Origin of the sequence: Eubacterium sp. MSJ-13, assembly GCF_018918235.1 — a bacterium.
Taxonomy (GTDB): Bacteria; Bacillota; Clostridia; order Lachnospirales; family Lachnospiraceae; genus Butyribacter.
The window spans coordinates 1-18096 of the sequence record NZ_JAHLQE010000094.1; the positions used below are offsets into that span (position 1 = coordinate 1).

16 protein-coding genes are annotated in these 18096 nt (G+C 38.2%); 13 read left to right on the forward strand and 3 right to left on the reverse strand.

What is annotated here, in order from left to right; all coding sequences use genetic code 11:
• Positions 1-58: 58 nt before the first annotated feature.
• Positions 59-1288, forward strand: a complete 1230-nt coding sequence (locus KQI69_RS10655) for a glycosyltransferase (RefSeq protein ID WP_216564401.1) — start codon at positions 59-61, stop codon at positions 1286-1288.
• On the opposite strand, the gene KQI69_RS05795 is transcribed toward KQI69_RS10655, so the two are convergent.
• Positions 1271-1528, reverse strand: coding sequence for a hypothetical protein (locus KQI69_RS05795; protein WP_216564402.1), 258 nt, complete (start codon positions 1526-1528; stop codon positions 1271-1273). The genes KQI69_RS10655 and KQI69_RS05795 overlap by 18 nt on opposite strands.
• Positions 1521-2006, reverse strand: coding sequence for a hypothetical protein (locus KQI69_RS05800; protein WP_216564403.1), 486 nt, complete (start codon positions 2004-2006; stop codon positions 1521-1523). Before KQI69_RS05800 ends, KQI69_RS05795 begins: the two co-directional genes overlap by 8 nt.
• Before the next feature lie 199 nt (positions 2007-2205).
• On the opposite strand from KQI69_RS05800, the gene KQI69_RS05805 reads away from it, so the two are divergent.
• From KQI69_RS05805 to KQI69_RS05825, 6 genes are all read left to right on the forward strand, one after another.
• A complete protein-coding gene (locus KQI69_RS05805) occupies positions 2206-3276 on the forward strand; it encodes an ABC transporter ATP-binding protein (protein ID WP_216564404.1) in 1071 nt (356 codons plus the stop codon).
• 16 nt (positions 3277-3292) lie between these two features.
• Positions 3293-4129: an ABC transporter permease gene (locus KQI69_RS05810; protein WP_216564405.1), complete on the forward strand. Its 837-nt coding sequence runs from the start codon at positions 3293-3295 to the stop codon at positions 4127-4129.
• Positions 4123-4920 carry an ABC transporter permease gene (locus KQI69_RS10435; protein ID WP_253289021.1) on the forward strand — a complete coding sequence of 266 codons (798 nt, stop codon included), beginning with the start codon at positions 4123-4125 and terminating at the stop codon, positions 4918-4920. The genes KQI69_RS05810 and KQI69_RS10435 overlap by 7 nt, the downstream gene beginning before the upstream one ends.
• Positions 4917-5999 carry a PotD/PotF family extracellular solute-binding protein gene (locus tag KQI69_RS10440; protein WP_253289022.1) on the forward strand — a complete coding sequence of 361 codons (1083 nt, stop codon included), beginning with the start codon at positions 4917-4919 and terminating at the stop codon, positions 5997-5999. The genes KQI69_RS10435 and KQI69_RS10440 overlap by 4 nt, the downstream gene beginning before the upstream one ends.
• A 22-nt stretch (positions 6000-6021) precedes the next feature.
• Positions 6022-7128: a chorismate synthase gene (gene aroC / locus KQI69_RS05820; RefSeq protein WP_216564406.1), complete on the forward strand. Its 1107-nt coding sequence runs from the start codon at positions 6022-6024 to the stop codon at positions 7126-7128.
• A 66-nt stretch (positions 7129-7194) separates the two neighbouring features.
• Positions 7195-7398 carry a hypothetical protein gene (locus KQI69_RS05825; RefSeq protein ID WP_216564407.1) on the forward strand — a complete coding sequence of 68 codons (204 nt, stop codon included), beginning with the start codon at positions 7195-7197 and terminating at the stop codon, positions 7396-7398.
• A 218-nt stretch (positions 7399-7616) separates the two neighbouring features.
• Here KQI69_RS05825 and KQI69_RS05830 read toward each other — a convergent pair whose 3' ends face one another.
• Positions 7617-7832: a chorion class high-cysteine HCB protein 13 gene (locus KQI69_RS05830; RefSeq protein WP_216564408.1), complete on the reverse strand. Its 216-nt coding sequence runs from the start codon at positions 7830-7832 to the stop codon at positions 7617-7619.
• A gap of 327 nt (positions 7833-8159) precedes the next feature.
• Between KQI69_RS05830 and KQI69_RS05835 the strand changes: the two genes are divergently transcribed.
• The 6 genes from KQI69_RS05835 (at position 8160) to KQI69_RS05860 (ending at position 17980) form a co-directional block, all read left to right on the forward strand.
• Entirely contained in the window at positions 8160-9473 is a 1314-nt protein-coding gene (locus KQI69_RS05835) for a glycoside hydrolase family 3 protein (protein WP_216564409.1), read from the forward strand.
• Between the two features lie 89 nt (positions 9474-9562).
• Positions 9563-11056, forward strand: a complete 1494-nt coding sequence (gene purF / locus KQI69_RS05840; RefSeq protein ID WP_216564410.1) for an amidophosphoribosyltransferase — start codon at positions 9563-9565, stop codon at positions 11054-11056.
• A 78-nt stretch (positions 11057-11134) separates the two neighbouring features.
• Entirely contained in the window at positions 11135-12589 is a 1455-nt protein-coding gene (purB, locus tag KQI69_RS05845; protein WP_216564411.1) for an adenylosuccinate lyase, read from the forward strand.
• A gap of 170 nt (positions 12590-12759) precedes the next feature.
• Positions 12760-13908 carry an HD-GYP domain-containing protein gene (locus tag KQI69_RS05850; RefSeq protein ID WP_216564412.1) on the forward strand — a complete coding sequence of 383 codons (1149 nt, stop codon included), beginning with the start codon at positions 12760-12762 and terminating at the stop codon, positions 13906-13908.
• A gap of 146 nt (positions 13909-14054) precedes the next feature.
• On the forward strand, positions 14055-15338 hold the full coding sequence (locus tag KQI69_RS05855; protein WP_216564413.1) for an adenylosuccinate synthase: 1284 nt from the start codon (positions 14055-14057) through the stop codon (positions 15336-15338).
• A gap of 110 nt (positions 15339-15448) precedes the next feature.
• Complete coding sequence (locus KQI69_RS05860) at positions 15449-17980, forward strand: transglycosylase domain-containing protein (protein ID WP_216564414.1); 2532 nt, start codon at positions 15449-15451, stop codon at positions 17978-17980.
• Positions 17981-18096: the final 116 nt, after the last annotated feature.

Below are 18096 nucleotides of genomic sequence, written 5' to 3' on the forward strand. Positions count from 1 at the left end.
CGCACACTTGACACAAACTTGATATGCACAAAAAACATGTGCAGAAATGAGGATTAGTGTGAAAAAACAGTTTGTTATTTTAACTAAGGGAAATATCTGCTATGGTTCTACTTCATATTTTGCAAGGCGGCTTAATGAAGAATTTTTAAAGGCGGGCAGAGATTCTGTTGTTGTTCAGGTGAGTACAGGAGATGAAGCGGTTGAACTTGCAGAAAAGATAAGAGAAAAAAAGAATACCGCAGGGATAATAGATTTTAACACAGATTTATATTCGTATGGTGCAGGCAGCACATTTGTTTTTGATATAGAGGATGATGAAAGCAGTACAGGGTATGTTCCGCTATGGCATGTCATACTTGACCATCCACTTTACCACAATAGTGTTTTAAAGAACAGACTGCATGATATGAGGGTTATCTGCCTTGACGATACTCATGCCGCACTTATAAGAAAATATTACAGTAATATAAGAGATGTGTATGTGAGACCGCTTCCGGCAGATACCGCGGAAAGGCTCGTTCCATATAACGAGAGAAGTATTGATGTCCTGTTTACGGGAACTTATACGGCTTCTGAGGATATAGTAAATCTTGCAATGCAAAGTGGTACAAAACATATGGAGATATTCCAGAAGATGGCGGACTATCTTATAAATAATCCGTCAGACACGATAGAAACGGCATTTAGGCATGCATTGTATGACACTGACGAGAATCTTGACTCGGACACAGGATTTATGGACAGTCTTGAACTCAATTTTTTTGCAGATATGTTCATAAGAGCAGTGATAAGGGAAGAAGTGTTGATGGAGATGCTAAGAAGCGGGATAGATGTTGATATATTCGGGCATGGCTGGGAAAGATTCATATTAAAATGTGATATGGTGCAAAATAAGGAGGGAGTATTTGGCGGAAAGATAAAGCTTCATGGGGAAACTGATTATCAAAATCTTCCGGATATATATGCTGACAGTAAGATTGCATTAAATGTACTGCCGTGGTTTAAGGCAGGACAGCATGACAGGATATCCCTTGCAATGTGCAATGGGAGTGTCTGTGTCAGTGATGAGAGCGTATATCTTGAAAAGAGGTTTGTTGACGGTGAAGAGATTTTTATGTATTCGCTTGAAGACATGCATGAAGCCGCAGAGATAATAAAAAATCTACAGGCACAGCCTTTAGAAGCTGCTAAAACAGCAGCAAAAGGTTATGCCTGTGCCATAAGGAAATTGAGTTTTAAGAAATACAGCGAAATATTTATGATTTCATCATCAGAGGAAAGGCCGTAAAAATTCATACTGGCTTTTCTGCTTAGGAGGGAGCATTTCTATAAAAATATCAGTAAGAAGTTTATCCTCCTCGGCAGTAAAGCTTATGTTTTCGCTTCTAAGCTTATCCTTCCAGTTTGACAATATGGGAAGGGCTTCACTGAGATTTTTACCGTGAAGTGAATTTACGAGCAGCTCGACCATATGCTGTTTATTCTGTTCCATCTGCATAAATGATTCGTTGTTTTTCCAGTTATTCATAGGCTTTGTCGTCTCCTTTTTTATTATTCATTATTGTTGCTACCTGTTCAAAAGTTGTTCGCTGTTTTGGCGAGAGCTGCGACATAAGGAATTCCATCATAAAATTCTGGTTATCGTTTTCGCCGTATTCATCTGTATGAATTGAGGCATGACTCTTAGTAAAATCCCTGTAATTTTTGAAAAGCTCGTCAGCATGAAGAAAATTTAAAAGCATACGCACGATTTCGGACTCTGCGGGCGTACAGTAATCTTTTATGTTAAGAAGCAGTTTTTCATAAACAGCAGGAGTTGCGGGTGTATCGGTTTGTGCAGCACGAAGTGTCATGTCATCATCATTTGTGGAAACTTCTGTTGCAAGTGATATGAGATTATCCGCCTGCAAAATTATCTCCATAGCTTTTTTGTTTTGCGGTGGAACATATGGCAGTGCTGCCTTGAGCATTGCGAGGCGGCGTTGGTGTTCGTTTGAAAATTCCAAAATAAATCTCCTTTAAAGTGTTTTCTAAATTGATTTTATGAGATATAATTTTTTTTATGCAGATATGTTGACAACAATACAAAAATTTATGTATATTTTTCTATGATATTAAGCGGTGCAAAAGCAGTGCTGGAGTTTTCAAAGCAGACTCTTTGTTTTGAAAAATGACAATATAGAGTTTAAGACTGGAGAAAAACAAATGGCAAAGAAATTGATTGATCTGGTGGGAATTACAAAGTCGTATGGTGACAAGGTCATATTGGATGACATGAATCTTTTTATGAATGAGAACAGATTTCTCACATTGCTTGGACCAAGTGGCTGTGGAAAGACTACGACGCTTCGTATAATAGGTGGTTTTGAGACACCTGATAAGGGAAAAGTTATATTTGACGGGAAGGATATCACATCTATGCCGCCAAATGAAAGAAATTTAAATACAGTATTTCAGAAATATGCACTGTTTACACATATGAATATAGAAGAAAATATAGCTTTCGGGCTTAAGATAAAGAATAAGTCAAAGTCATATATAAAAGATAAGGTAAAATATGCATTGAAGCTGGTAAATCTTGACGGGTTTGAAAAGCGTATGCCAGATTCTCTCTCAGGCGGCCAGCAGCAGAGAATCGCTATCGCAAGGGCTATCGTAAACGAGCCGAAAGTGTTGCTTCTTGATGAGCCGCTTGGAGCTCTCGATCTGAAAATGCGCCAGGATATGCAGTATGAGCTTATCAGACTTAAAAATGAGCTCGGCATCACTTTTATATATGTCACGCATGACCAGGAGGAGGCACTTACTATGTCTGATACCATCGTGGTCATGAATCAGGGATATATACAGCAGATAGGCACGCCGGAGGATATCTACAATGAACCGCAGAATGCGTTTGTAGCTGACTTTATCGGAGAGAGCAATATTATCGGGGCAACGATGGTAAAGGATAAAGTCGTTGACATATTAGGCACAAAATTTGCCTGTGTCGATGAGGGATTTGGTACAAATAAGCCTGTCGATGTTGTTATAAGACCTGAGGACATTGTTATCACTGAGAAAGATAAGGGGATTATAAACGGCAGGGTTATTTCTGCAATCTTTAAGGGAGTGCATTATGAGATGGAGATCGATGCATGTGGTTTTGAATGGCTCGTGCACAGCACCGTTATGGCAGAACCCGGAAAAGAAGTGGGAATGTGGGTTGATCCGTTCAACATTCAGATAATGAACAAGCCTGAATCAGAGGATGAAAAGGTGCTTGTTGAGGAGTAGAAAGGGGGAGGCTTATATGGAAAAATTAAAGAGTCTTGGCTCAAAGCTTCTGGCAGGACCATATCTGGTGTGGATGATACTATTTACTGTTATCCCGCTCGGACTTATAATCTATAATGGTTTTACAAATTCAGACGGAAAGTTTACTTTTAAGTATGTTGCAGCGATAGCTGATCCGGTAAATGCAAAACCGCTGCTGTTAAGTTTTGAGATGTCACTTATAGTTACTATTGTCTGTCTTTTACTTGCATTTCCGTTAGCTGTCATCCTTAGTAAATATTCTACCGATAAGAACAGCTTTATTGTCATGATATTCATTCTGCCTATGTGGATGAACTTTATGTTAAGAACACTTGCGTGGAGACTTATACTGCTTAATAACGGTTTTTTAAATCAGGTGCTAACAATGTTCGGGCTTTCAAAAGTATATCTCATGAATACGAAAGCAGCTATTATTTTTGGAACGGCATACGATTATTTTCCGTTTATGGTACTTCCTATCTACAATGCAGTTGTAAAGATAGACAAGGATGTCATAAATGCGGCAAAGGATCTCGGAGCAAAAAATTCTGTCGTACTTAGGAAAATAATACTTCCACTCAGCGTACCGGGAATAGTGAGCGGTATAACGATGGTACTTGTTCCGTCGATGAGTGAGTTCGTAATAGCGGATATGCTCGGAGGCGGTAAGATATATCTTATCGGAAATGCCATAGAGCAGGCATTTAATTCGGGTTATGCAGATGTACATGCCGGTTCGGGACTGTCTATGTCGCTTATGGTATTGATTCTTATCAGTATTGTCATTTACAGAATATTTGATAACGGAAAGGAGTCGGAAAGCATATGGTAAAAGGAAAGAAGGCTTTACAGAAAATTTATCTTGCCATTATACTTATAATGCTGTATCTTCCGATAGGAGTTCTTATTGTGTCTTCTGTCAATGCATCTGAAAAGAATAAGGCAGTGTGGGGAGGATTTTCAATTGCAGCGTATGTTAAGCTGTTTCATGATGAGACCATAATGAATGCACTTTATACTACGCTTTTACTTGCAGCAGGGGCAGGTCTTATAGCTACTGCATTGGGAACACTTGCCTGTATAGGAATGATAGGAATAAGCAAGAAAGCACGCTCTGCTATTATGGGGGTGACCAATATACCTATGTTAAATGCTGATGTGGTCACAGGTATAGCACTTATGCTTCTGTTTACAAGATTTACAGAGCTTAGTTTTTCAACTATGATGATTGCCCATATCACACTGATAATCCCGTATGTTGTTTTATCTGTGTGGCCTAAGGTGCTCCAGCTTAACATGAGCACATATGAGGCTGCACTTGACCTTGGAGCATCAAGGCTGTATGCAATGTGGAAGGTTGTGATACCTGATATTATGCCAGGAATATTATCGGGATTTCTTCTTGCTTTTACCATGTCACTAGATGATTTTTCAGTGACATATTTTACAAAAGCACCGGGAATACACACTATGTCAACAATGATAAATGCTGAGTACAGAAAGGGAATCCAGACGGAGATATATGCACTTTCAACTATCATATTTATAATAGTCTTACTTGTGCTGTTTGTGATAAACAGGAAAAGTGCGGTGTCTTTAAAAAAGAAGGAGGCAGCAGCATGATAAGAAAGAGTATAAAGAGGGTCACAGCGGCAGTATTGTTTATGAGCATAACAGTGTCATCTATGTTTTTTCTTACATCCTGCAAGAAATCAGGTGGCTCATCAAAAAACAGGATAGTCGTGTTCAACTATGGAGATTATATCGACTCGACACTTCTTGACAAGTTTGAAAAAGAGACAGGCATAAAAGTAGTGTATGAGGAGTTTCTCACTCCAGAGGCTATGTATACAAAGTATAAAAACGGTGCAGTGGATTATGATCTTATCTGCTGTTCTGACTATATGCTCGACAAGATGATAAAGGAAAAAGATGTAAGAAAGATAGACTATGACAGGATGAAATATATAAAAAACATCGGAGAGACATATTGGAATCTGTCAAAGAGTTTTGATAAGACGCTCAGTTATACTGTGCCGTATTACTGGGGGACAGTCGGCATATTATATAATAAAAAGATGGTGGATAAAGTTCCTGACAGTTGGGATGCATTGTGGGACAAGAAATACAAGAACAATATCATCATGCAGAACAGTGTAAGAGACAGTTTTCTGCCTGCACTTATAAGACATGGTTACTCGATAAACACCACCGATAAAAATGAACTTAAAATTGCCCTTGATGATCTGAAACAGCAGAAAGATATAGTACAGTCATATCTTGTCGATGAGATAAGGGATGACATGGCGAACAATCAGGCGGCGATGGGACTTATATATTCAGGGGAGGCGAGCATCGCACAGGATTATAATGATGACCTTGAGTATGTTGTTCCAAAAGAAGGTTCAAATATATGGATGGATAGCTGGGTGATACCAAAAGGCGGTAAAAATTATGATGGTGCTGTTAAATTCCTTGACTTTTTGTGCAGGGAAGATGTGGCAATGACAAATTTTGAGTATATTTATTACTCTACGCCTAATGAAGCAGTATTAAAGGATATAGATGATGAGGAAAAAGCAGAGAGAAATGCTATATTCCCATCAGATGATGTGATAAAAAGGTGTAAGATATTTTCCTATCTTGGAAAAGATGCGGAAGAATATTACAACAGACTTTGGAAGGAACTTAAAGTTTATTGATTTTAGGAAGGGGAAACAGGACATGGCAGCAGGTTCATCGTTTGGAAACATATTCAGGGTAACTACATGGGGAGAATCGCATGGAAAGGGAATAGGCGTTGTGGTTGACGGCTGTCCGGCAGGACTTGAGATAAGTGAGGAGATAATTCAGAAATATCTCAACAGAAGAAAACCGGGGCAGACAAGATATTCAACACCGAGAAAAGAGGATGACATAGTCGAGATACAGTCAGGTGTGTTTGAGGGCAAGACCACAGGAACGCCGATATCAATGGTAGTGTACAATAAGACACAGCGGTCAAAAGACTATTCAGAGATAGCAGGTTATTACAGACCGGGACATGCGGACTATACATTTGATGAAAAATATGGTTTTAGAGATTATAGAGGTGGTGGACGCTCATCGGGAAGAGAAACTATAGGAAGGGTTGCGGCAGGTGCGATAGCATGTGAGGCATTAAAACAGCTTGGCGTAAATGTCATGGCATACAGCAAAGCTATAGGTGGTATAGAAGCTGATACAAGTGAGCTGTCATTTGAAAATATCATGAAAAGTCCTCTCTATATGCCGGATATGGAAGCGTCAGAAAGAGCCGAAAAACTTCTTGAGGAAAAAATGAATGAGAAGGATTCGGTAGGAGGAATCATAGAGTGTGTTATCTCAGGGATGCCTACGGGTGTAGGAGAACCCGTATTTGAGAAACTTGACGCAAATCTTGCAAAGGCAGTCATGTCTATAGGTGCAGTAAAAGGAGTCGAGATAGGGGCAGGATTTGAGGCTGCTTCAATGTATGGTTCTGATAATAATGACTCATTTTGCATGCAGGATGGAAGCGTATCAAAAAAGACTAACAATGCAGGGGGAATCTTAGGCGGAATAAGTGACGGAAGTGATATAATACTGAGAGCTGCCGTAAAACCTACTCCGTCCATTGCAAGAAGTCAAGAGACAGTGAACCGTACAGGCGAGGATATAGAGGTTGAGATAAAAGGGCGTCATGATCCTATAATCGTGCCAAGAGCTGTTGTAGTGGTAGAATCAATGGCCGCCATCTGCGTATTTGACATGCTTCTTATGTCAATGAGTTCAAAAATGTACAATGTTAAAAAGTATTTTGAACTTTTCTGATCAGCACTTATCTTTTTCTAATACATAAAATAATAGTGGAAAACTATAATATACGGAGAAAAAGTTATGGGAAGATGCTATTATTATGGAAAAGAAAAAAGTGAGATGAAGGCATTTGAGAATCGTGAACAGCCGGGCAATTTAAAAAAGGATGATGAGGTAAAACGGATCATAATTGATGACGATACTGAACTTGTCATTGAAAAAGATACGATTTATGAGATAGACAGAAAATGTGAAAGGTGTCTTAAAAACAAAATCAAAAGATAAATGCTATGAGAGTCATGGGTTTTTGGTACTTATGGCTCTTGTTGTTTAGAAAAAAGCTTGCTCAGGAATGATTGCTAATATACGTTTGATTACAGGAAACAGGGGAGGCATATAGCACTCCCCTGAAAATCAAGACGATTTTTATTTGTTAGATCATAAAAGAATTTAGCTTATGTTGCTGCCTTTATAGGGCAGAAGGCGGTATTTGCCGCAAAACTTTAGAAACCACCGCCGCAGCAGCAGCAAAGAATAAGTAAGATCCAGATGATAGAGTTGCATCCGTTGTCAGAACCGCAACCACATCCATTGTTACCAAAGCCAAAACCATTTCCGTTACCGCTGCAAGAGCAGAGTAAAAGCAGAATGATAATCCAACTGCATCCGTTATCTCCATTGCTGCATCCGCCACATGTTGTTGCTGCTAAATCACTCATAAATCCTCCATTTGTCGATTTCATCGACTAAAAATTATTTACAATCACATGATATGCAGCAGAGCCTGGACAATTTACAAAAATTATAAAATAAAATTTAAAGATTTATGTTAATCATGTTATTGTGCTGTATTATTGACATTTTCACAAATAATTAGTATAAATTTCCATATGCTGTGTTATTTAGCTGAAAGTCTATACTAGAGGTTTCATAAAATTGTAATTAAAAATTGTGGGAGTGTATGTTATACTAATTTGTACGCGAAGACAGTGTTTTTGAAGCTGTTTTTGGAAATTTAAATAAAGTAAAATAGAAATGAGGTTTGTATGTTAAGAAAGAAAAAAAACAGCGTTTCAAAGCTGGTAAAGATTATTATGTGTATGACACTCGTTATTTCTCTTACAGGATGTTCGATTTCTGGAAATGCTAAAAAGGAAAGTGCAACAAACTCACCTACGGCTCAGAAAAAAAATGATGAAAATAAAGGCATGGACAGGAAGGAAGCATATGTTAAAGCATCTGAATATATGAAAAATATGACTCTTGAAGAAAAAGTAGGGCAATTGTTTGTGGTAAATCTTGAACAGCTTGACAGCTCAAAAGGAAGTTACTTTGAGTGGAAGAAATGTTCGGAAGAGATGGAAAACAGTGTCAAAAAATACAGTATAGGCGGTGTCATATTATTTTCAAGAAATATTGGTAACAGGAAGCAGACTAAGAAGCTTATAAATAAGCTTCAGACGAATTCAAATATCCCGTTGTTTGTTACCGTAGATGAAGAGGGTGGGGATGTCGCAAGAATCGCAGGAAATCCTGATATGAAGACGACAAGCTTTCCGACTATGGAAGAGGTTGGAAGTAAAGAAGATACGGAATATGTAAATAAGATGGGAGAAACTATAGGAAACGATATAAAAAAGCTTGGCTTTAATGTTGATTTTGCTCCTGTTGCCGATGTTAAGACAAGTGACCTTAATCTTGAGATAGGCTCTAGGTCATTTGGCTCTGATCCAGAGAAAGTTGCCTCTATGGTCAGGGCATTTGTAAAGGGTATGCAGTCAACAAATGTTTCTGCGACGCTTAAGCATTTTCCGGGACAGGGTTCATCAAAGGGAGATACCCATATTGAAAATGTCAACATTGACAGTAGTATAGCCGCTCTTAGAAAAATTGACTTTGTACCATTTGAAGAGGGAATAAAGGCAGGTGCTGATTTTGTAATGGTTTCGCATATTTCAGTAAGCAGGGTTACAGAGACGGCACAGCCAGCAAGTATGTCAGAACTTATAATGAAGACAATACTCAGGGAGGAACTTGGCTTTGAAGGAGTGATAATAACTGACGCAATGGATATGGCATCGATTACCGATGAATATTCTTCAGCGGAGGCAGCACTTGGAGCTTTTCAGGCAGGAGCAGATATAATACTTATGCCAACTGATTTTGAGGAAGCTTACAATGCGATACTTGATGCCATAAAATCAGGGGATGTAGATGCAGAGAGAATAGACGAATCTGTTCAGAGGATTCTGACGGTTAAATTTATGAGAGGTATAATTCCTGATACGCAGGACAGACCGGCAACGGAGCAGACTACGGTTCCTAAAATCGAAAACACGGAGAAATCATCAAAAAAATAACAGAGTTAAAGATTAACTTGCGATTTTGGAAAAAATTGATATAATTATATTTGTGGTAATTGCGTTAAAATACAGAGCCGGAGGAAACAATGAGTAACGAAACAAATTATTGCAGGGAAAAAAAATCCTGTCAGAAGAGTGGCTGTAAGGGATGTCTTCTGGGAGGTATTGAGGAACCTAAACTCGGAGAAGAATGTGGAGTTTTTGGTATGTATGACCTTGATGGAAATGATGTTGCATCATCTATCTATTATGGCTTGTTTGCATTGCAGCACCGTGGTCAGGAAAGCTGTGGTATTGCAGTGAGCAGGACAGACGGTCCGCCAAGAAATTCCAATGTCTGCAAGGGAATGGGACTTGTTAATGAAGTTTTTAATGCAGAAAATCTTGAAAAGATGACAGGTGACATCGGGGTAGGTCATGTGCGTTATTCGACAGCAGGTGCAAGTGTTGCTGAAAATACACAGCCGCTTGTCTTAAACTATATAAAGGGTACGCTTTCAATGGCACACAATGGAAATCTTGTAAATGCTTTGGAACTGAGACGTGAACTTGAGATGAGCGGGGCTATCTTTCAGACAAGTATAGATTCAGAGGTTATTGCTTACCTTATTGCAAGAGAAAGATTAAAAGTTGGCAAGGTTGAGGAAGCTGTTAAAAATGCCATGGTAAAGTTAAAAGGGGCATATTCGCTTGTTGTTGCCAGTCCGAGAAAACTTATAGGGGCTAGAGATCCATTTGGATTTAGACCTCTTTGTATAGGAAAGAGAGACAATGCTTATTTCCTTTCATCAGAATCATGTGCACTTGACACGGTTGGTGCAGAGTTTGTAAGAGATGTGAAACCTGGTGAGATAGTTACTATTACACCTTGTGGAATTCAGTCAGATATGAGCCTTGCAAGTGAACATACTGCAAAGTGTATATTTGAGTATATCTATTTTGCAAGACCTGACAGTTATATTGATGGAATATCAGTAAATAGCTCAAGAATCACGGCAGGAAGGATACTGGCACAGACACATCCTGTGGATGCTGATATAGTAGTTGGTGTTCCGGAATCAGGAAATGCTGCTGCGATGGGATTTGCAATGGAGTCAGGTATTCCATACGGTATAGCATTTGTGAAAAACAGTTATGTTGGCAGAACTTTTATCAAACCAAAACAGTCTGCGAGAGAATCAAGCGTAAGAGTAAAATTAAATGCTTTAAGAGAAGTTGTTAAAGGTAAAAGGGTTGTAATGATAGACGATTCTATTGTAAGGGGAACAACTAGTGCAAGGATTGTAAAGATGATAAAAGATGCAGGTGCCACAGAGGTTCATGTGCGAATAAGTTCACCTCCGTTTTTATATCCGTGTTATTTTGGTACAGATGTACCATCCAGCGATCAGCTTATAGCGTACAATCATTCAGTTGATGAGATTTGTGAGATGATAGGTGCCGATTCACTTGGATACCTTGATATAGACAGGCTGGGCGAGCTTATATCCGGAGATACTGGTTACTGTAATGCTTGTTTTTCAGGCAACTACCCTGTAGAACCTCCTAAGGAGGATATAAGAGGAGATTTTGAAAAATAATAAAGTGCAGAAAGTATTACTGTTCACAACATATGTGACGGGCAGATAGGAAGCACTATAGAGAAAGGAATAGAAGATATGAGTTACGATAAATATACAAGTCCGCTTTCAGAGCGTTACGCAAGTAAGGAGATGCAGTACATTTTTTCGCCTGATAAGAAATTTAAGACATGGAGAAGACTTTGGATAGCACTTGCAGAGGCAGAAAATGAACTTGGACTTAAAAATGAACATGGTGAGCCGGCTGTGACAAAAGAGCAGATTGATGAGCTTAAAGCACATGCAGATGATATAAATTACGATGTTGCAAAGCAGAGAGAAAAAGAAGTACGCCATGATGTTATGTCACATGTATATGCATACGGAGTTCAGTGTCCTAAGGCAGCAGGAATCATTCATCTTGGTGCTACATCATGTTATGTAGGTGATAATACAGATGTCATTATCATGACAGAAGGACTTAAGCTTGTAAGAAAGAAACTTATCAATGTTATTGATGAACTTTCAAAGTTTGCTGACAAATATAAGAGCCTGCCGACACTTGCATTCACACATTTCCAGCCGGCACAGCCTACAACTGTAGGTAAGAGAGCGTCACTGTGGCTTCAGGAATTTGTTATGGATCTTGAAGATGTTGAGTATGTTCTTTCTACAATGAAACTTCTCGGTTCAAAAGGAACAACAGGAACACAGGCAAGTTTTATGGAACTCTTTGACGGAGATGAAGAAAAAGTTAAAAAGTTGGATGAGATAATCGCAGGAAAGATGGGATTTGAGAAATGTTTTCCTGTTTCAGGCCAGACATATTCACGCAAACTCGATACGCGTGTCTTAAATGTACTTGCAGGAATTGCAGCGAGTGCACATAAATTCTCTAATGATATAAGACTTTTACAGCATCTTAAAGAAATTGAGGAGCCATTTGAGAAAAATCAGATAGGTTCATCAGCTATGGCATATAAGAGAAATCCTATGAGAAGTGAGCGTATCGCATCACTTTCAAGATATGTTATGTCAGATGTTACAAACACAATGTTTACATCAGCATGCCAGTGGTTTGAGAGAACACTTGATGATTCTGCAAATAAGAGAATAAGCGTACCAGAGGGATTCCTTGCAACAGATGGTATTCTTGACCTTGTTCTTAATGTTGTTGATGGACTTGTTGTATATGACAAAGTTATTGAGAAGCGTCTTATGTCAGAACTTCCGTTTATGGCAACGGAAAATATCATGATGGATTCCGTAAAGGCGGGAGGAAACAGACAGGAGCTTCACGAGGAGATCCGTAAACTTTCTATGAAAGCAGGGGAAAATGTCAAGAAATATGGCAAGGAGAACAATCTTCTTGAACTTATAGCAGATGATGACAAATTCCCTGTAGGAATCGAAGAATTGAATGCAACAATGGATCCTGCTAAATATGTTGGACGTTCAGCTTCACAGGTTACAGAATTCCTTGAAAATATCGTAAATCCGATATTGGATGCAAATAAGGACATATTGGGCGTTAAGGCAGAAATTAACGTTTAACACTATCAAGGAAGTCACCGATTTCTATTGCGTAGAGCAATAAGTGTGGGAATTGCTAATAGTGTTATGAGCAAGTAGCAGAGCGGATTGCGAATGTCCGCTTGACTTGAGTTTTTAAAAGGGCTTGCATAGGTATGAATGAAATTAGGGCAAGCAGAAGTGGAGGTTATATGGCAATTAGGCGTATTTTGACTTCAAGGGCATCTGAAAATATGGTCGTTGCTGATGATGTTTACACATCGGACGATCATCTTGTGATTCCAGCGGATACCGTACTTACGGAGGAAATAATCAAGTCGCTTAAGGAATACGGGATATTTGCAATAAGAATAAAGGTCGATGATGAAAATGAAAGCACTTCTTCGGAGAAAACTCCGGAGGGAAAAACGAATGAGATTAAAGAATTTGTAAAAAGTGATTCAGAAAAACAGAATTATTTAAGACAGGTAAAAGAAAGTAAGGAATTTGAGCAGTTCCATACTGCATTTATTGACAGTGTTGATAATCTTAAAGATGTATTCAATAAAGTGGTAATGCAAAACGAGGAGATTGACAGCAAGGCAATACTTGAAGATGTAGAGAATGTTATATCAAAAGGAAGAAATGGACTTCATATTCTTGATATGCTCCAGTGTATGAGAGGGTACGATGATGTGACATATGTTCACAGTGTAAATGTTGCCATGTTAAGTAATATGATAGGGCGTATAGTTTATCCTGACATAACAAAAAATGAGCTTGATGTACTTACGCTTTCAGGACTTCTGCATGATATAGGAAAGATGATGGTTCCTGACAATATCATTCAGAAAAAGGGAAGGCTTACGCTTCCAGAGTATAATGTCGTAAAAACACATGTATTGTTTGGAAACAATATTCTCAAAGGACTTAAGAATCTTGATCCGAGAGTGGCAGAAGTAGCTATGCGTCATCATGAGAGATGTGATGGCACTGGATATCCAGGCGGATATAAAAGAGATCAGATAGGACCATTTGCGAGAATCGTTGCAATAGCGGACACATATGATGCCATGACTTCTGACAGAGTTTACAGAGCTGCAATATGTCCGTTTGATGTTATAGGAATGTTTGAACGCGAGGGAATCGTAAAATTTGATGTAGAGTTTTTACTTCCATTTTTGGAAAAGGCAGTACAGGCATATCTTAATACAGAGGTTAAGCTTTCAACAAATGAAGTCGGCAAAGTAGTGATGATAAATAAAAATGAATTTTCAAGGCCTATTGTACAGGTTGGAGATGAATTTTATGATTTATCAAAAGAAACAAATGATATTGTTATAGATAAGGTCTTGATATAATTCTTCAAATTAGGTATAATCCATTGTGGTCTTATAAAAAGACGAAGAATGATGTCATTTATACTTGTGAAGATGGCAGCAGGATTATCTATATCGTATCGTAAATATATGGTGTCATACATACAATGACAGAATGGAGGAATTTTATGGTTACAGCTATCGTAGGTGCTAACTGGGGAGATGAAGGTAAAGGTAAGATTACAGATATGCTTGGCGAAGAGTCAGATATCATTGTACGTTTTCAGGGAGGAAGTAATGCAGGTCATACTATTATAAATGACTATGGAAAATTTGCATTGCATCTGCTTCCGTCAGGAGTATTTTATAATCATACTACAAGTATTATCGGTAATGGTGTTGCCTTAAATATCCCTTATTTATTTAATGAAATAAATGAACTGGTTAAAAGAGGAGTGCCACAGCCAAAAATCCTCGTATCTGACAGAGCACAGATTCTTATGCCATATCATATAGCATTTGATGAGTATGAGGAAGAGAGACTTGGAAAGAAATCATTTGGTTCTACTAAGTCAGGAATAGCACCGTTTTATTCAGATAAATATGCAAAGATCGGAATTCAGGTATCAGAACTTTTTCAGGATGATGATGCACTTAAAGAGAAGATTGAAAGAATATGTGTACAGAAAAATGTTATACTTAAGCATCTGTATCACAAACCGGAACTTGACCAGGCAGAAATATTAGAGACACTTCATCAGTATAGAGATATGGTAGCACCATATGTATGTGATGTGTCAGCTTTTCTTAGAAAAGCAATCAAGGAAGGAAAGAATGTTCTTTTAGAGGGACAGCTTGGTTCACTTAAAGACCCTGATCATGGAATTTATCCTATGGTTACATCTTCATCAACACTTGCAGCATATGGAGCTATCGGTGCAGGTATACCACCATATGAGATCAAGAGGATCGTTACTGTAGTTAAGGCGTATTCAAGTGCTGTTGGTGCCGGTGAGTTTGTAAGTGAGATTCTTGATGAGGAAGAGGCAGACAAGCTCCGTAAACACGGCGGAGACGGTGGAGAATATGGAGCTACGACAGGCCGTCCGCGTCGTATGGGTTGGTTTGATGCTGTTGCAACACGTTATGGATGTGAGATTCAGGGTGCGACAGAAGTTGTACTTACTGTTCTCGACTGTCTTGGATATCTTAAAGAGATTCCTGTATGTGTTGGTTATGAGATTGACGGAGAGGTAGTAAAAGATTTCCCTGTTACAACAAAACTTGCAAAGGCGAAACCTGTATATAAGGTTCTTCCTGGCTGGAATTGTGATATAAGTGGAATAACGGAATATGACAAACTTCCAAAAGAATGTAGAGATTACATTGAATTTATTGAAAAAGAAATAGGTGTTCCTATTAAGATGGTATCAAACGGACCAAAGAGACATGATATCATCCACAGGGACTGATCATAGTTAGTATATAAGACAGAAAAATATACGGGTTAGTTGATTTTCAAGTACATTAAAATGTTTCTGAAAAACGATTAGCCCGTATCGTTTTAAATGGAAAGGAAACAATGAATTACGGTAAAAATGAGATTGATAGAAAGATCAAAATTTTAAATTCATCCAATGGAAAAGTTTTTAATAAAATAAAGCTTAATTTAAAAATCATTATTGTTGTTGTTATTTTTACGGCTGTATTGTGTACTGCATTTAGTATCGCAGGCATTGTAAAAGGGCTTGCAGACAGTGCACCTAAGATAAGTGAAGAAAATATAATACCAGATGGTTATCCTTCAACCATTTATGATGCAAATGGAAACAAAGTGCAGACTCTTATGGGTTCAAATGCAAATCGTGTGTACAAAAAGATAGAAGATATACCTGAATGTGTACAAAATGCGTTTGTGGCAATAGAGGATGCCAGGTTTTATAAACACAGTGGAGTTGACCTTCAGGGGATTTTAAGAGCGGTATACTCTTCTTTATCCGAAGATAAAATGACTCAGGGGGCAAGCACGATTACACAGCAGTTATTGAAAAATCAGATATTTGGCGGTGGAAATGAAAAATCATTTTTTGGAAAATTATCCCGAAAAATACAGGAACAGTGCCTTGCTATAAGACTTGAAAACAATATAGGTAAGAAAAAGATTCTTGAATATTACCTAAATACTATAAACTTAGGACAAAATACGATGGGTGTAGAAACTGCGAGCAGGAGATATTTTAATAAATCAGTTTCCAAACTGACAGTATCAGAAGCGGCAGTTTTGGCCGGGATCACACAGAATCCTACGGAGTATAATCCTATCACAGAGCAGGCAAACAATGAAGCAAAAAGAAAAATCGTTTTAAAAAATATGCTTGACCAGGGATATATAACAGAGGACGAATATGAGGATGCTTTGGGAGATGATGTATACAGCAGGATAAAAAATGTTAATGAACAGAAATCTTTGGATAAAAGCACGATAAATTCGTATTATGTGGATGCTGTTATAGACAATGTGATAAGTGACCTTAAACAAAAACTTGGTTATACGGAAACGCAGGCATACAATGCTATATACAGGGAAGGGCTTAAGATATATACATGTCAGGACAGAGAACTTCAGGAGATATGTGACAGTGTCATAAACGATGATAAATATTATCCGAAAGGAACTAAATCATATCTTTCTTATCAGCTTAATGTGTTAAAAGCTGATGGGGATGTTATGCAGTATACGGAAAGGGATGTAAGATCGTTTTTAGTTGACTCACATGTAAAAGATTCAAGTCTTTATTTTAAAAGCAAAAAGTCTGCAAAAAAATATATAAAAGAATTTAAAAAGAAGATGCTGGAAAAAGGCGATAAGGTTGAATCTGAAGTGATAAACTTTATAAAGCAGCCACAGGCATCATTTGTTCTTATGGAGCAGGCAACAGGAAAGGTAAGGGCGATTGTCGGGGGAAGAGGTGAGAAGAAGGCAAACAGAACGCTTAATAGGGCGACATATTCAAAAAGACAGCCAGGTTCTACATTTAAGGTGTTGTCGACATACCTTCCTGCATTAGACACATGTGGGATGACATTGGCGGATGTTATGGATGACGCACCTTTTAGATACCCGGGAACAAATAAGAAAGTCAGGGATTGGGATTCATCCGGTTATAAGGGGCTTACTTCGTTGAGACAGGGAATATATGATTCTGTAAATGTTGTTACGGTAAAGACATTTCAGAAAGTAACGCCACAGACTGGTTTCGATTATCTTTTAAATCTTGGATTTACTACACTTGTTGATAAGAGAGAAAGTTCAGATGGTAAGGTTTATACCGATATACAACTTCCTACTGCACTTGGTGGTCTTACTGATGGAGTGACTAATATTGAACTGACAGCGGCATATGCGGCGATAGCAAATGGTGGCAAATATATTAAGCCTGTTTATTATACAAAAATTGTTGACAGTAAAGGTGATGTGCTATTAAAGAATAAATCTACAGGGAAGAGGATTATGAAAGAGAGTACATCATGGCTTCTTACTGATGCAATGAAAGATGTTATAAGTAAAGGAACTGGAAAGAAAGCAGCATTTAAAAAACTAAAAATGTCACAGGTAGGAAAGACAGGGACTACTTCTAACAATACGGATTTCTGGTTTGAGGGTTATACACCATATTACACGGCAGGAATCTGGATGGGATATGATTCAATGTTTAATCAGGACCAGGGAAGTACACATAAGCTGATGTGGTCTGCTATAATGGAGAAAGTTCATAAGTATAAAAGATTAAAAAATAAGAATTTTAAGATGCCTACAGACATTGTGACAAGAAATATCTGTACAAAGTGTGGAAAACTTGCGGTAGCAGGACTGTGTGATGAAGCTTTGGACGGAAATGATACAAGGATGGAATACTTTGCAAAAGGAACACAGCCAAAAGATAACTGCGACTGTCATGTGAAATATTTATATTCTGGGACAACGGGAAAACTCTTGGATAATGCTTCTTATAAAGATGCTAATGCCAAGGTGTATCTTAAGAAAGATGAGTCAGCATACAATGAACAGACAAAAGATACACCTTATCTTATTCCTGGTACAACAAATAATTAATAAAAGATACACCACACTAGTGTACTGACCTGCTGACTTTTAGCTAAATAACTCAGGATAAATTTTCAGTCTGCAAGACGGAAGAATGAGCCGTAGCGGGCTACGGCGATTGATGA

Excerpts from the sequence above, each read along its gene's own strand:
- KQI69_RS05795 (WP_216564402.1), bottom strand. The coding sequence starts at position 1,528 with ATGAATAACTGGAAAAACAACGAATCATTTATGCAGATGGAACAGAAT.
- KQI69_RS05805 (WP_216564404.1), top strand. The coding sequence starts at position 2,206 with ATGGCAAAGAAATTGATTGATCTGGTGGGAATTACAAAGTCGTATGGT.
- KQI69_RS05810 (WP_216564405.1), top strand. The coding sequence starts at position 3,293 with ATGGAAAAATTAAAGAGTCTTGGCTCAAAGCTTCTGGCAGGACCATAT.
- KQI69_RS10435 (WP_253289021.1), top strand. The coding sequence starts at position 4,123 with ATGGTAAAAGGAAAGAAGGCTTTACAGAAAATTTATCTTGCCATTATA.
- KQI69_RS10440 (WP_253289022.1), top strand. The coding sequence starts at position 4,917 with ATGATAAGAAAGAGTATAAAGAGGGTCACAGCGGCAGTATTGTTTATG.
- aroC (WP_216564406.1), top strand. The coding sequence starts at position 6,022 with ATGGCAGCAGGTTCATCGTTTGGAAACATATTCAGGGTAACTACATGG.
- KQI69_RS05825 (WP_216564407.1), top strand. The coding sequence starts at position 7,195 with ATGGGAAGATGCTATTATTATGGAAAAGAAAAAAGTGAGATGAAGGCA.
- KQI69_RS05830 (WP_216564408.1), bottom strand. The coding sequence starts at position 7,832 with ATGAGTGATTTAGCAGCAACAACATGTGGCGGATGCAGCAATGGAGAT.
- KQI69_RS05835 (WP_216564409.1), top strand. The coding sequence starts at position 8,160 with ATGTTAAGAAAGAAAAAAAACAGCGTTTCAAAGCTGGTAAAGATTATT.
- purF (WP_216564410.1), top strand. The coding sequence starts at position 9,563 with ATGAGTAACGAAACAAATTATTGCAGGGAAAAAAAATCCTGTCAGAAG.
- purB (WP_216564411.1), top strand. The coding sequence starts at position 11,135 with ATGAGTTACGATAAATATACAAGTCCGCTTTCAGAGCGTTACGCAAGT.
- KQI69_RS05850 (WP_216564412.1), top strand. The coding sequence starts at position 12,760 with ATGGCAATTAGGCGTATTTTGACTTCAAGGGCATCTGAAAATATGGTC.
- KQI69_RS05855 (WP_216564413.1), top strand. The coding sequence starts at position 14,055 with ATGGTTACAGCTATCGTAGGTGCTAACTGGGGAGATGAAGGTAAAGGT.
- KQI69_RS05860 (WP_216564414.1), top strand. The coding sequence starts at position 15,449 with ATGAATTACGGTAAAAATGAGATTGATAGAAAGATCAAAATTTTAAAT.